The organism is Micromonospora sp. RTBAU3-60, from assembly GCF_054963695.1.
The window spans coordinates 23793-37219 of record NZ_JBUEGB010000027.1 but is presented as its reverse complement, the minus strand read 5'-3'; the positions used below and the strand labels follow the sequence as shown (position 1 = coordinate 37219).

Annotated in this window: 13 protein-coding genes; 3 read left to right on the top strand and 10 right to left on the bottom strand. The window is 74.0% G+C overall.

Going from position 1 to position 13427, the window contains the following annotated elements; all coding sequences use genetic code 11:
- Positions 1-703: 703 nt before the first annotated feature.
- From ACY34I_RS24105 to ACY34I_RS24095, 3 genes are all read right to left on the bottom strand, one after another.
- Positions 704-2188, bottom strand: coding sequence for a replication-associated recombination protein A (locus tag ACY34I_RS24105; RefSeq protein ID WP_462757321.1), 1485 nt, complete (start codon positions 2186-2188; stop codon positions 704-706).
- A gap of 75 nt (positions 2189-2263) precedes the next feature.
- Complete coding sequence (locus ACY34I_RS24100; RefSeq protein WP_462757320.1) at positions 2264-2467, bottom strand: hypothetical protein; 204 nt, start codon at positions 2465-2467, stop codon at positions 2264-2266.
- 90 nt (positions 2468-2557) lie between these two features.
- Positions 2558-3124: a GNAT family N-acetyltransferase gene (locus ACY34I_RS24095; protein ID WP_462757319.1), complete on the bottom strand. Its 567-nt coding sequence runs from the start codon at positions 3122-3124 to the stop codon at positions 2558-2560.
- 26 nt (positions 3125-3150) lie between these two features.
- Here ACY34I_RS24095 and ACY34I_RS24090 point away from each other — a divergent pair, with 26 nt between their 5' ends.
- A complete protein-coding gene (locus ACY34I_RS24090; RefSeq protein WP_462757318.1) occupies positions 3151-3891 on the top strand; it encodes a GNAT family N-acetyltransferase in 741 nt (246 codons plus the stop codon).
- A 296-nt stretch (positions 3892-4187) separates the two neighbouring features.
- Here ACY34I_RS24090 and ACY34I_RS24085 read toward each other — a convergent pair whose 3' ends face one another.
- The 5 genes from ACY34I_RS24085 to ACY34I_RS24065 all read right to left on the bottom strand — a co-directional run bounded on the left by ACY34I_RS24085 (position 4188) and on the right by ACY34I_RS24065 (position 10164).
- Entirely contained in the window at positions 4188-5582 is a 1395-nt protein-coding gene (locus ACY34I_RS24085; protein ID WP_462757317.1) for an MFS transporter, read from the bottom strand.
- Positions 5579-6172, bottom strand: a complete 594-nt coding sequence (locus ACY34I_RS24080; RefSeq protein WP_462757316.1) for a helix-turn-helix domain-containing protein — start codon at positions 6170-6172, stop codon at positions 5579-5581. The genes ACY34I_RS24085 and ACY34I_RS24080 overlap by 4 nt, the downstream gene beginning before the upstream one ends.
- Before the next feature lie 85 nt (positions 6173-6257).
- Positions 6258-7070, bottom strand: a complete 813-nt coding sequence (locus tag ACY34I_RS24075; protein ID WP_462757315.1) for an SDR family oxidoreductase — start codon at positions 7068-7070, stop codon at positions 6258-6260.
- A gap of 97 nt (positions 7071-7167) precedes the next feature.
- Entirely contained in the window at positions 7168-8973 is a 1806-nt protein-coding gene (gene aspS / locus ACY34I_RS24070; RefSeq protein WP_148800198.1) for an aspartate--tRNA ligase, read from the bottom strand.
- Positions 8974-9105: 132 nt separating this feature from the next.
- Positions 9106-10164, bottom strand: coding sequence for a S1 family peptidase (locus ACY34I_RS24065; protein ID WP_462757314.1), 1059 nt, complete (start codon positions 10162-10164; stop codon positions 9106-9108).
- Positions 10165-10410: 246 nt separating this feature from the next.
- Between ACY34I_RS24065 and ACY34I_RS24060 the strand changes: the two genes are divergently transcribed.
- The gene (locus ACY34I_RS24060) at positions 10411-11238 is read left to right on the top strand and encodes an SGNH/GDSL hydrolase family protein (RefSeq protein WP_462757313.1); all 828 of its coding nucleotides are present in this window, start codon (positions 10411-10413) and stop codon (positions 11236-11238) included.
- A gap of 56 nt (positions 11239-11294) precedes the next feature.
- Here the strand turns inward: ACY34I_RS24060 and ACY34I_RS24055 are convergent, their stop codons facing one another.
- On the bottom strand, positions 11295-11768 hold the full coding sequence (locus ACY34I_RS24055; protein ID WP_148800190.1) for a winged helix-turn-helix transcriptional regulator: 474 nt from the start codon (positions 11766-11768) through the stop codon (positions 11295-11297).
- Positions 11769-11824: 56 nt separating this feature from the next.
- Here ACY34I_RS24055 and ACY34I_RS24050 point away from each other — a divergent pair, with 56 nt between their 5' ends.
- On the top strand, positions 11825-12334 hold the full coding sequence (locus tag ACY34I_RS24050) for a PaaI family thioesterase (RefSeq protein ID WP_462757312.1): 510 nt from the start codon (positions 11825-11827) through the stop codon (positions 12332-12334).
- A gap of 117 nt (positions 12335-12451) precedes the next feature.
- On the opposite strand, the gene ACY34I_RS24045 is transcribed toward ACY34I_RS24050, so the two are convergent.
- The gene (locus ACY34I_RS24045; protein ID WP_462757311.1) at positions 12452-13387 is read right to left on the bottom strand and encodes an acyl-ACP desaturase; all 936 of its coding nucleotides are present in this window, start codon (positions 13385-13387) and stop codon (positions 12452-12454) included.
- Positions 13388-13427 lie beyond the last annotated feature (40 nt).

Genomic DNA, 13427 nt, shown 5'->3' with positions numbered 1-13427 from the left:
GCCGCGGCGCGCGGCCCCTCATGGCCCGGGGGCTGCCACCCGGGAGCCGGGGCGGCGGGGGCCCGCTCCGGGCCGGGTGCACGCCCGGCGGGGTCCGGGCCGGGGCCGGCCATGCGCTGGCCCGGGGGGCCACTCATCCGGCCGGGCGCCGGCGTAACCGGCCCCTGCTGGCCGGTCGGCTCGTCCCCGCCCCGGCGCGGCGGCCGGGACGGCTCGGCGGGGTGCCGGATGGGCTCGGGCGCGCCGGGCCACGGGCCGTCGACGGGACCGCGCCGAGCCGCGGCGGGGCCGGGGCCGGGGCCGCCGGGTCGTACCGGGGGCGTGGCGGGTCCGGCGTCGGCCGGGCCACGCCGGACGGGCGGACCGTCGGGCCCGGATCGGCCGGCGCCGGGCGGCGGCACCGCACCGGGCCGGGGACCGTGCGGCGGCTCGGGCGAGGGGCCGCCGGGTCGGGCCGCGGGGGCCGCCGGCGGCATTCCGCCGCGCGGCGGCGGCACCGGGCCGGCATCATCCCCGTCCGGGCCGAGGTCGGCCCGCTGCTGCTTCGCCGTACGCAGGTCGTCGATCCAGCCGAACTCCTCGCCGACGGTCGCCTCGTCCGGCTCGGCGTCGGCCTTGCCGCGCCCCCACCGACGGCCCTTGGCACGAGGGTCGCGCCGCTCGTCGGGGCCGTCCTCCGGCCGCTCCGGACCACGCGCCATCACTACTGACCCTCTCCGACGGCGTCGCCGCCCTCATTCGCCCCGTCGACCTGCTCCGCTCCCGCCGGGCGGCCACCGTTGACGGCGGCCTCCACTCGCGCCGCCGGTGCCGGCAGCCCGCGGACGATCCGGCGCAACAGCGGCAGCCGGCCGGCCACCGCCCGCTCCGCGCCGTGCCCGGTGGGCCGGTAGTAGTCGGTCCCGACGAGATCGTCCGGAGCGTACTGCTGGGTGACCACCCCACGGTGGTCGTCGTGCGGATAGCGGTAACCGGTGCCGTGCCCGAGCCCCCGGGCACCGGCGTAGTGGGCGTCGCGCAGCCCGCGGGGCACCGGCCCGCCCCGGCCGGCGCGTACGTCGGCGATGGCCGCGCCGATCGCCGTGGTGGCCGAGTTGGACTTCGGTGCGGTGGCCAGGTGGATCACCGCCTGGGCCAGGTTGAGCTGGGCCTCGGGCAGCCCGACGTACTCGACGGCGTGCGCGGCGGCGGTGGCCACGGTCAGCGCCGTCGGGTCGGCCATGCCGACGTCCTCGCTGGCGAAGATGACCAGACGCCGGGCGATGAACCGGGCGTCCTCGCCGGCCACCAGCATCCGGGCCAGCCAGTGCAGCGCCGCGTCCACGTCCGAGCCGCGCATGCTCTTGATGAACGCGCTCGTCACGTCGTAGTGCGCGTCGCCGTCGCGGTCGTAGCGGACGGCGGCCACGTCGACCGCTTGCTCGGCGGTGGCCAGGTCGATCCCCCCGGTGCCGAGCGCGGCCGCGGTGGCGGCCGCCGCCTCCAGCGCGGTGAGCGCCTTACGTACGTCGCCGCCGGCGAGGCGGACGAGATGGTCCTCGGCCTCGGTCTCCAGGGTGAGCGCGCCGGCCAGGCCACGTTCGTCGGCGACCGCACGGCGCAGCAGGCCACGCACGGCGTCGTCGTCCAACGGCTGGAGGGTCAGCAGTACGCAGCGGGACAGCAGCGGTGAGATGACCGAGAAATACGGATTCTCCGTGGTCGCCGCGAGCAGGGTGACCGTCCGGTCCTCCACGGCGGCGAGCAGCGAGTCCTGCTGGGTCTTGCTGAACCGGTGCACCTCGTCGATGAAGAGCACGGTCTGCGGGCCACCGGCGCGCCGCTGCCGGCGGGCGGTGTCGATCACCGCACGGACGTCCTTCACGCCGGCGGTCAGCGCGGACATGGCGACGAAGCGCCGGTCGGTGGCCCGGGCGACCAGGTGGGCGATCGTGGTCTTGCCGCTGCCGGGCGGCCCCCAGAGGATCACCGACATCGGCGCCGCGCCCTCGACCAGCTGGCGCAGCGGCGCACCGGGGGCGAGCAGGTGGTCCTGCCCGACGAGCTCGTCGATGCCGGCCGGCCGCATCCGGACCGGCAGCGGGGAATCCGCGCGTGCGGCGGTGAACCCGTCGACGCCGCCGGACCCCGCGGGGGCGCTGGGCGCTCCGGCGGGTTCGCCGAGGGTGAAAAGGGCGTCGGACTCCATCACGAGAACAGTACCGGGCCGGCCCGACGACGCTGGAATCGCGCCGCTGGCCCGGCCCGGGGTGATCGGTTCCGGTCAGCCGCGACCCGGACGCCGACCGCGGTACCAGCGGCCGCCGCCGGTGCCGCGGCCGACTCCGGCCAGGTAGAGGGAGAGCAGCAGGAAACCGATCAGGCTGAGGGTCTGCCCGTTGAACAGGTCGGGGGCGCCGAGGTTGGTGTTCAGGAAATCGAGCAGCAGCGCGAAGCCGAACACGACGGCCGCGAGAATGGCGAGCATGGTCGTTCCTCCGGTGGGGGATCCCAGTAGGTCGGCGACGGATGTACCCGATCGGACTCTTCGTCAATCTCCACCCTGGACGGGCCCCGCTCAGCCGGCCGACCACCGGTCGGTGGCGAGGACGCCGTAGCGCACGGAGTCCCACCAGGCGCCTCGGACGAAGAGGTGGTCGCGGCTGATCCCCTCCCGCCGCATGCCGACCTTCTCCAGCACCCGCCACGAGGCGACGTGGTCGGGGCGGGTGGTGGCCTCGACCCGGTGCAGGCCCACCTGCGCGAACGCGAGGCGCAGCAGCAGGCCGGCGATCTCCGTGCCGAGGCCCCGCCCCCAGTGGTCCGGGTGGATCACGTACCCGATCTCCCCGCGACGGTGCTCAAGGCTGGTCACGGTGAGGGTGCCCAGACCGACCAGCCGGTCGGCCGACACCGCGACCAGCCGGTACGACAGGCGGGGCGCCTCCTGCGCCGCCCGGCGCCACGCCGGCAGGGCCGCCCGGATCTCCGCCAACGACGGCGGCGCCTCGTCCAGCACCCGCTCGACCACCCGGGGGTCGCTGATCAGCGGGTGCAGGGCGACCAGGTCGGCGTCGTCCCACTCGCGCAGCAGGCAGCGGTGACCGGGCAGGCGCACCGGGTGCAGGGAGTCGATGCTGGTCACGGGGTCTCCTCTCGTAGGCTGGCCGCATGATCACTACCGACCAGGTCCTGGTGGGTCGGGACGCGCTGCTCGCCGCCGCTGGCCACCATCCGTACGCCCGGCACGCCCTCTGGCGGGGTCACGAGGCGCGCGGCTGGCGGCGGGACGGTGCGGTGGGCTGGTTGCTGCCGCCGGACCAGGGCCCGGCCGCCGGGGCGCTCGGGGCGGCGGGTGCAGCGCTGGACGCGTGCGCCGACCTGGTGGCGGACGGGACGCTTGGGGCCGGGCAGTGGCTGCACCTGCCCCGCACGGCGCCGGAGGAGCTGACCGGCCGGCTGACCGTGGCCCGCCTCGACGAGTGGGACTTCCTCTGGACCACCAACCCGCCGCCCCGCCAGCCGGAGGAGGAGCGGGTGGTCCGCCTCACCGAGGCCGACCACCCGGCCCTGGCCGCGCTGATCGAGGAGTCCTTCCCCGCCACCACGTCCCGTCCCGGTGACCCTCGGGTCGTCGACTGGTACGGCATCCGCGACGGTGACCGCCTGGTGGCCTGCGGCGCCGACCGCAGCCGGGGGGACATCGGCTTCCTGGCCGGGCTGACCGTGGCGCCCGACCGCCGGGGCGGCGGCCTCGGCGCGGCGCTCACCGCCGGGATGACCCGCGCCCTCTTCGCCCGGTACGACCACGTGGCGCTCGGCGTCTTCACCGACAACCTCGGGGCGATCCGGCTCTACCGCCGGCTCGGCTACACCGGCACCGAGCCGCGCAGCTCCGTCCACCTCGGCTGAGACCCCCTCCCCCGGCCCGCCCGACCCCGCCACCTCGCCGACCTGGTGCCGGCCCGGTCGGCCCGACCCCGCCACCTCGCCGATCTGGCGTCCCGGCCGGCCCGACACCACCACCTCGCCGAACCAGCGCCATCGCGCCCGCCCCGACACCACCACTTCGCCGATCTGGCGTCCCGACCCGCCCGGCGCCGCCGCCTCGCCGACGTGGCTCGCCAGGCGCCGCCCATATCGCCGACCTGGCGGTGTCCGGCGGATCAACGACCTGGCGCTGGCCGGCCGGGCGGCGCCGGGCACGGTCAGCCCGCCCGGACCGCGCCGGCCGCCGGGGCGACCGGACCGTCGGCCACCTGCGCCGCGGGGACCGGCACCGTGGCCGGATCGTCCGGCCCAGCGCTGGAGCCGCCCGGGGCGGTGGTGGACACGTCCGGGTCGGATGCCGACCCCGCCATCGTCGGGGCGGTCCGGCCGGCGCGCCAGGCCGGGAGGTAGAGCGGGGCGGCCAGGGCGAGCACCACCGCGCCGACCAGCATGGCGAGGCTGACGCTGGTGCGGTCGGCCAGCGCGGTCAGGACCACCGCGCCGAGCGCGCCCGCCGGCTGGCCCATCATCGAGTTCAGCGAGATGACGCTGGTCCGGTACGGTCCGTCGACCTGCCGGTGCAGCAGCCCCATGTGCAGCGGGTTGGACGCCCCGTGCACGGTGTAGCAGGCCAGGTAGGCGACCAGCACCCCGACCGGGCCGGCGAGCAGGCCCATCCCGACCACGGTGACGCCCTGGAGCACCCGCATCAGCGCGGCGGCGGGCGCCGCGCCCAGCCGGCGCAGGAGGAACGGGGTGAGCGCGGCGCCGGCCGCGTTGGCCAGCCAGGCCGCCGAGCTGGCCGGACCGAGCAGGGCGGCCGCGCGGTCGGCGTTGCCGACCACCTCGGCGAGGCGGACTGGCAGCAACGACTCGAAGGTGACCATGCCGAAGCCCCAGAACAGCTCGACGGCGACCAGGGCGAGCAGCACCCGGGAGCGGCGCAGCAGGCCGATCGCCTGCCCGACCATCCGGGGCGCCTCGACCACCGAGGCGCGCAGCGCGGCGGTGCCCCGGGCCGGCCGGTTCTCCGTCATCAGCATCAGCAGGGCGACCAGCGAGACGGCCTGCAGCACGATGGCCACCAGCACGGGCAGGGCCAGCGCGCTGACCGGCCCGACCGGACCGAGCGCGACCAGGCCGCCGGCCAGCAGCGCGCCGGCGCCGATGGCGAGGCCGATGACGGTGCCGGCGTAGCCGAGGCCGCGCTCGTACTCGGCCTTCGGGTCGGCCGCGAGGGTGGCATCGACGTACCAGGACTCGAGGGGGCCGCTGTCCAGCGCCCGGTAGACGCCCTGCAACGCCCAGACCAGGAAGAACAGCCAGAACGAGTCGGCCACCGCCAAGATGGTCAGCGAGATCAGGCAGATCACCCAGGCGGTGACGAGCACCGGCTTGCGGCCCAGCGCGTCGGCGAACCCGCCGGTGGGCAGCTCCAGCGCGAGGACGACGAGGCCCTGGGCGGTGGCGACCAGACCGATCTGGGACAGCGACAGGCCCCGCTCCTGCATCAGCAGGATCATCACGGGGATCAGCAGGCCGCTGGGCAGCCAGCGCAGCCCGTAGAGGGTGAGGTAGCGGAACCGGACCTGGCGTACGGACAGGGTGCTCACCGGAACTCCTTCAGCAGCGGGTAGGCGGCGAGCCAGAGCTGCACCTGCTCGGCACCAGGCTCGGCCGGATCGGCCTCGTTGCGGTAGCGCTCAAGCACCTGCCACAGCTCGGCCTTGAGCGCTTCCAGTCGGGCGGGCGGGACGGTCATGAAGACGTCGCCCATGCCGAAGGCGTCCCGCCAGGCCGGCGACCACTCGTGCTGGACCGCGAACCACTGCTCGGCGTGTTCGGCCAGATGGCGCACCTGGTCGCTCTGGATCCACTCGATGGCGGCACGAGCATCCGGGTCGTCGTCGAAGTCGGTGGCCTCCCAGCTGGTGACGTCGTGCGCGGATCGCCAGAACCGCTGCCGGCCGGTGCCCCGGTCCGGGTCCTCGGCGACGAGGCCGACCTCGGCGAGCTGGCGCAGGTGGTAACTGGTCGCCCCGGTGTTGGTGCCGAGCAGGTCGGCGAGGCGGGTGGCGGTCGACGGCCCCTTGACCCGCAGCGCGCCGAGCAGGCGCATCCGCAGCGGGTGAGCCAGCACCCGCACCTGCCGGTGATCCAGCCGGACGGCCCGTGGCGCGGGACGCGCCCCTTCGTTCTCCATGCCTTGCACAATATCTGTGCACACTTTCTATGCACAAGAGTTGTGCATAGAAAGTGTGCATGATCCGACAGCGGCGCGGTGACGCTCAGGAAGCGAGGAGTTCGGTGACGCCGCGCAGCCGGGTACGCAGCAGGCCGGCGGCACGAGAGGAGTCGAGGCGTACCTCGGTGGGGCGCTGCACGCCGGCGGCGACGGCGGTCGTGGTCTTCAGGCCGGCCGGGTCGAGCCCGGACTGCCGGGCGACCAGGAGGCCCAACTCGGCGCGGCTCACCGGATCCGGCCCGGCCACGTTGAGCAGGCCGGCGTACCCGGAGGGCACCAGCTCCAGCACGGCGGAGGCGAGGTCCACCACGTCGATCGGGCAGCGGAGCTCGTCGGTGAAGAGGGTCGCCCGGCCGGCGAGCGCGTCGCGGCACAGCTGGATCTGCTTGCTCCCCTCCCCCACGATCAGCGAGGTACGCACCAGCGCCGCGCCCGGGTCGATCGCCCGCACCGCGGTCTCCGCCGCCGCCTTCGCCGCCCCGTACGCGTGAATCGGGGTGGGCACGTCGTCGTCGAGGTACGGCGTCGGGCGCCCGCCGTGCAGCGCGTCGCTGGACAGGTGCACCAGCCGGGCCCCCACCTCGGCGGCGGCGTACGCGATGTGCGCCGCCCCGTCGGCGGTGACCGTCCAGTCGTCGTACCGGTAGGGGGTGGCGACGACGGCGTCGGGGCGTACCTCGGTCAGCAGCGCGCGGACGGCGGACCGGTCGGTGACGTCGAGCCGGCGCGGCTCGACGCCGGCGACTCCGACGGCGGCCGAGTGGTAGGTGCCGACCACCCGCTGTCCCGCCGCCACCGCCTGCCGGCACACCTCGGCGCCGAGGAAGCCGCTGGCCCCCACCACGAGCAACGTCACGCCGCCCACCTCTCCGCCTCGTCGATCATGAGGTTAGCGGGGCGACCCGCCGGAGCGGTGCCCGCCAACCTCATGATCGACGTCGAGAAGCAGCCGATCAGGTCGGGTCGGCGACCGGGGCCACCGGGCCGGCGGTGCCGGCATGCACCCCGGTCGGCGCCTTCGGCTTGGCGTCAACGCCCGCCTCGGCGCGCTGCTGCGCGGTGATCGGCGTGGGCGCACCGGTCAGCGGGTCGAAGCCGCCCCGGGTCTTCGGGAACGCGATGACCTCGCGGATCGAGTCCGCCCCAGCCAGCAGCATGCAGATCCGGTCCCAGCCGAAGGCGATGCCGCCGTGCGGCGGCGGGCCGTACTTGAACGCCTCCAGCAGGAAGCCGAACTTGTCCTGCGCCTCCTCGGGGGTGATGCCGAGCAGGTCGAAGACCCGCTGCTGCACGTCGCCCCGGTGGATACGGACCGAGCCGCCGCCGATCTCGTTGCCGTTGCAGACGATGTCGTACGCGTAGGCCAGGGCCCGGTCGGGCGCCTCCTCGAACCGGTCCACCCAGTCGGCGTTCGGCGAGGTGAACGGGTGGTGCACGGCCGTCCAGCCGCCCTCGTCGGTGCGCTCGAACATCGGCGCGTCGACCACCCAGCAGAACGCCCAGGCGGTCTCGTCGATCAGGTTGGCCCGCTTGGCGATCTCGATCCGGGCGGCGCCGAGCAGCTCCTGCGCCTCGCGCGTGTTGGTGCTGGCGGCGAAGAAGATGGCGTCGCCCGGCTTGGCGCCGACCGCGTCGGCCAGCCCGGCCAGATGCGCCTCGGAGAGGTTCTTGGCCACCGGGCCGCGCGCCTCGCCGGTCTCCGCGTCGAGCACCACGTACGCCAGGCCCCGGGCGCCGCGCGCCTTGGCCCAGTCCTGCCAGCCGTCCAGCTCCTTGCGGCTCTGCGCCGCGCCGCCCGGCATGACCACCGCGCCGACGTAGCCGCCCGCGTCGATCGCGCCGGCGAACACCCGGAACTCGGTGCCGCGCAGGTAGTCGGTCAGCTCGGTCAGCTCGACGCCGTAGCGCAGGTCCGGCTTGTCGGAGCCGTAGCGGGACATGGCGTCGTGCCAGGTGATCCGGGGGATGGGCCGGGGGATCTGGTAGCCGGCCAGGTCCGACCAGAGCGCCGAGACGATCGCCTCGCCGAGCTCGATCACGTCGTCCTCGGTGACGAAGGACATCTCGATGTCGAGCTGGGTGAACTCCGGCTGCCGGTCGGCGCGGAAGTCCTCGTCCCGGTAGCAGCGGGCGATCTGGTAGTACCGCTCCATGCCGCCGACCATGAGCAGCTGCTTGAACAGCTGCGGCGACTGCGGCAGCGCGTACCAGCTGCCGGGCTGGAGGCGGACGGGGACCAGGAAGTCGCGGGCACCCTCGGGGGTGGAGCGGGTCAGGGTCGGCGTCTCGATCTCCAGGAAGTCCCGCTCGTGCAGCACCGTGCGGGCCAGCTGGTTGGCCCGCGAGCGCAGCCGCATCGCCTTCGCCGGGCCGCTGCGGCGCAGGTCCAGGTAGCGGTACTTGAGCCGGATGTCGTCGCCGGCCTCGATCTGGTCGTCCACCGGCAGCGGCAGCGGCGCGGCCTCGGAGAGCACCTCCAGCGCGCTCGCGGTCACCTCGACCTCGCCGGTGGGCAGGTCCGGGTTCTCGTTGCCCGCGGGGCGGCGGGTCACCTCGCCGGTGACCTTCACGCAGAACTCGTTGCGCAGCGCGTGCGCGTCCTCCTCCCGGAAGACCACCTGGACCACGCCGGAGCCGTCGCGCAGGTCGACGAAGATGACACCGCCGTGGTCGCGCCGGCGGGCCACCCACCCGGCGAGCGTCACCGTCGAGCCGGCGTCCGCGGCGCGCAGGCTTCCGGCGTTGTGGGTACGGATCACGGCTTGCGTCTCCTCATCTGCGGTACACGTCTGCTCCCCGCATTCTGTCAGCACCCCTCGGCGTGGGCTGTCACCGGGCGTGGAAACGTGGAGCGGGCCGCCGGTCGCCCGGCGGCCCGCTCGCGGGATCGATCAGTAGACGCTGACGCCGTAGACGCTCAGCGCCTCGGTGACCGGCTGGAAGTAGGTGGTGCCACCGGAGGAGCAGTTGCCGCTGCCGCCCGAGGTCATGCCCAGCGCGGTGTTGCCGGCGAAGAGCGAGCCGCCGCTGTCGCCGGGCTCGGCGCAGACGGTGGTGCGGATCAGGCCGTACACGCTGCCCTCGGCGTAGTTCACCGTGGCGTTGGTGGCGGTCACCGACCCGCCGTGCACACCGGTGGTGCTGCCGGAGCGGGACACGCTCTGGCCGACGTACGCGTTGCCGGCGCCGGTGATGTCCCGGTAGGTGCCGTTGTACAGGTAGACGTTGCCCGGCTGGGTGGTGGTCTGGTCGCTGTACCGCACGATGCCGTAGTCGTTGCCCGGGAAGCTGGTGCCGGCGCGGGCGCCGAGGTACGCGGTCTGCGACGAGTTGCTGTACCAGCTCGACGAGATGTTGGTGCAGTGCCCGGCGGTGAGGAAGTACTTCACGCCGGAGCTGCTGCGCACGTTGAAGCCGAGCGAGCAGCGCCCGCCGCCACCGGCGTAGATGGCGTTGCCGCCGGAGATCCGGGTGCTCAGCACGCCGGGCTCGGCCTCGACCCGCACCGTGCCGCCGGTGCGCGCGGCGGCCGCCTTGACCCGCTCCAGCTTGGCGCCGGTGACGGTGCTGTCGACGGAGACCACGACCTGGTTGGTGGCCGCGTCGACCCACCAGGCGGTGCCCGGGATCTTGGCGGAGCGCTCCAGCTCGTCGGTGGCCGCCTTGAGCGTGTTCGCCCCGCGGGTGACGAGCTTCGCGGTGGCGCCGGCGGCGCGGACCTGGCGGGCGGCCGCAGCGTCGGTCACCGCGACGACCATCTTGCCGCTGGCGTCGGCGTACGTGCCGGCAGCGCGGTCGCCGAGCTTGGCGACGAGCGCGGCGGCGGCGTCGGGGGACGCGGGCGAGGCGGGGGCCGCCTGGGCGGGTGCGCCGAGGAGCGAGCCGGTGACCAGGGTGCCGGCCACGGCGATGGCAGCGGCGCGACGGAGCGAGGACCTCGTGGGTCGCATGTAACAACCTCCAAGGAGGGGGTGACGGGCGCCGTCATGCGGACGCGCCCGGGGACAACTCGGCCGACCTGGGGGAACCGGCCGAGTGAGCAAAGTATTCACATATTTAAGATCCTGCGCAAGACATCACTTTGCCCGAATTGGCCCGGCCCGAAAAGCAACCAGTACGCAACATTGTGGACACAGAGCATCGTCTATACCATCTGGCCACCGCAGCACGCCGGCACCCGTGATCCGGAGGCCACCATGACCCTCGTCCGACGCGCGCTGGCTACCCTCGCCAGCGCCACCGCCCTCGTCCTGTTCGCCGCCACCCCCGCCGTCGCCGCCGGCCCGCCACCCAACTCGATGGCCAGCCTGGGCGACTCGATCACCCGCGGCTTCAACGCCTGCGGCTGGTACGTCGACTGCACGTCGCGGTCGTTCAGCACCGGCGACTACTCCAGCGTCAACAGCCACTACCTGCGGATCCGCGCGGTCAACCCGAACATCCAGGGCCGCAACTACAACGACGCGCGCAGCGGCGCCAAGTCCGCCGACATGTACGGCCAGGCGGGCACGGCCGTCAGCCAGGGCGTCGAGTACGTCACCCTGCTCATCGGCGCCAACGACGCCTGCACCAGCTCGGAGTCCACCATGACCCCGGTGGCCACCTACCGGGCCAACATCGACAGCGCGCTGAACCGGATCAAGGCCGGCCTGCCGAACGCCCGGGTCGCCGTGATCAGCATCCCGGACATCTACCGCCTCTGGTACGTGGGCAAGGACAGCGGCAGCGCCCGCTCCGCCTGGTCGGCCTTCGGCATCTGCCAGTCCATGCTGGCCAACCCGACCTCCACCAGCCAGGGCGACGTGGACCGGCGGGCCCGGGTCCGGCAGCGCGTGATCGACTACAACACCCAGCTCGCCCAGGCCTGTGCCGCGTACGGGGCCAACTGCGACTTCGACGACAACGCGGTGTTCAACTACCCGTTCGCGCTGAGCCAGGTCTCCACCTGGGACTACTTCCACCCGAACACCAGCGGGCAGGCGGTGCTCGCCAGCGTCTCGTACGCCAACGGCTTCGGCTGGTAGTCCCTCCCCCGCCCGGCGCGCGGCCCCTCCCGGTGGTCCGCGCGCCGGATCGCGCCTCAGGTCCGGCGGCGCGCCCCCGGCCCGGGGCGGGGCAGCACGTCGCGCGGTTCGGTCACCTCGTGCCCCTCGGCGCAGCGCAGCGCGACCCGGACCTCGGCCCCGCAGTCCCGGTGGGCGACCGCCAGCGGCGAACCGTCCGGGTCGGCCAGGTAGCGGTCGCCCCAGCCGAGCACCGCCACCAGCACCGGCCACAGGTCGAGCCCCTTGTCGGTGAGCCGGTACTCGTGCCGCATCCGGCTGCCCGGTTCCCGGTACGGCACCCGGCGCAGCACGCCCTGCTCGACCAGCATGGCGAGCCGGTTGGTGAGCACCTGCCGGGGGATGCCGGTGCGGACCCGCATGTCGTCGAAGCGGCGTACGCCGTTGAAGACCTCGCGGAGCACCACCAGGGTCCACCGCTCGCCGAGGATGGCCATCGCGCGGGCGATGGTGCAGTTCTCCACCGACCAGTCCAGTGCCGCGGGTCTCATGCCGACCAGGCTAGGTCTGATTGACAGACTCAGCAACGCGCTGCGAGGCTGAGTCCATGACACAGACGCAGGACCGCAGCCGCACCTTCTCCTGGTCCGACCCGCTGGCCGGGGCCGCGCACGTCGGCCGGCGCAGCGGCCTGGAGCTGCTGCGCGCGATGATCGCCGGGGAGTTGGCCGCTCCGCCGATCATGCACCTGATCGACATGGCCCGGATGGAGGCGGACGAGGGCCGCGTCGCGGTCGAGCTGGTGCCGCAGGAGTTCCACTACAACCCGCTCGGCACGGTGCACGGCGGGGTCATCTCCACGCTGCTCGACACCGCCGCCGGGTGCGCCGTCCACAGCACCCTGCCGGCCGGCGTCGGTTACACCTCGCTCGACCTGAACGTGAAGTTCCTCCGGCCGGTCACGGTCGACAGCGGCCGGCTGCGCTGCGCGGGCACCGTGCTCCAGCGCGGCCGGCGGACCGCCCTGGCCGAGGCGCGCCTGACCGACACGAGGGACCGCCTCATCGCCCACGCCACGTCGTCCTGCCTGCTCTTCCCCCTCGACGCCCCGGCCTGACCGCGCTTCGCCAGCCCCACCATGGCCGCTCTTTCCAGGGAGAGTGTGGCCATGGCGCGCGGGATGAGCACCGCGCCCTCGTCGAGGCGACGAGGGCGCGGCGAACGGGGAAAGGGGTCAGCTGGCGGCAACGAGGCGGGCAGCGCGGGCAGCCCGCTTCTCCTCGAAGCGGGCCGCCTGGGCCTCCAGGGTGTCCAGGTGGGCGGCGATCTGGTCGCGGGCGGCCTCGCCGTCCGCGTCCAGCCCGGTCGCCTCGAAGAGGTTCCACTGCCGCAACACCGGGACGACCACCTCGTCCCGGTGCTGGCGCAGGTCGTAGATGCCGGCCAGGGCGATGGCCACCGACTTGCGGGCGAAACCCTCGATGCCGACGCCCGGCATCTGGAAGTCAGCCAGCACGTCGGCGACCGCGCGCATGGCCTGGCTCGGCGCCAGCTCGAAGGCCGCGCCGAGCAGGTTGCGATAGAAGACCATGTGCAGGTTCTCGTCGGCCGCCACCCGGGCCAGCAGCGCCTCGCAGATCGGGTCGGCGGCGGCCCGGCCGGTGTTGCGGTGCGAGATCCGGGTGGCCAGTTCCTGGAACGAGACGTACGCCAGCGAGTGCAGCACCTCGTCGTCGTGGGTGTTGCGGTAACCCGCCGACATGTGCACCATCCGGGCCCGCTCCAGGGCCACCGGGTCCACCGCCCGGGTCACCGTCAGGTAGTCGCGGATGGCGGTGCCGTGCCGCCCCTCCTCCGCGGTCCACCGGTGCACCCAGGTGCCCCACGCGCCGTCCCGGCCGAAGAGGCTGGCGATCTCGTGGTGGTACGAGGGCAGGTTGTCCTCGGTGAGCAGGTTGACGATCAGCGCGGTGCGGGCCACCTCGGGCAGCTTCGAGTCCGCCTCCGCCCACGGTTCCCCACCGAGCGGGCCGTCGAAGGTACGCCCCTCGCTCCACGGCACGTACTCGTGCGGGAACCACTCCTTCGCCAGCGCCAGGTGCCGATCGAGGTTCTTCTCGACGACGGGTTCGAGTTCGTGGAGCAGGGCGGTCTGGCTGAGCACGGTCACAGGGTTCTCCCTACGGTGGCGTAACTTACGCCACCGTAGG

Bases quoted from the DNA above. Each gene is read 5' to 3' on its own strand.
- ACY34I_RS24105 (WP_462757321.1), bottom strand. From the start codon at position 2,188: ATGGAGTCCGACGCCCTTTTCACCCTCGGCGAACCCGCCGGAGCGCCC.
- ACY34I_RS24100 (WP_462757320.1), bottom strand. From the start codon at position 2,467: ATGCTCGCCATTCTCGCGGCCGTCGTGTTCGGCTTCGCGCTGCTGCTC.
- ACY34I_RS24090 (WP_462757318.1), top strand. From the start codon at position 3,151: ATGATCACTACCGACCAGGTCCTGGTGGGTCGGGACGCGCTGCTCGCC.
- ACY34I_RS24080 (WP_462757316.1), bottom strand. From the start codon at position 6,172: ATGGAGAACGAAGGGGCGCGTCCCGCGCCACGGGCCGTCCGGCTGGAT.
- ACY34I_RS24065 (WP_462757314.1), bottom strand. From the start codon at position 10,164: ATGCGACCCACGAGGTCCTCGCTCCGTCGCGCCGCTGCCATCGCCGTG.
- ACY34I_RS24060 (WP_462757313.1), top strand. From the start codon at position 10,411: ATGACCCTCGTCCGACGCGCGCTGGCTACCCTCGCCAGCGCCACCGCC.
- ACY34I_RS24055 (WP_148800190.1), bottom strand. From the start codon at position 11,768: ATGAGACCCGCGGCACTGGACTGGTCGGTGGAGAACTGCACCATCGCC.
- ACY34I_RS24050 (WP_462757312.1), top strand. From the start codon at position 11,825: ATGACACAGACGCAGGACCGCAGCCGCACCTTCTCCTGGTCCGACCCG.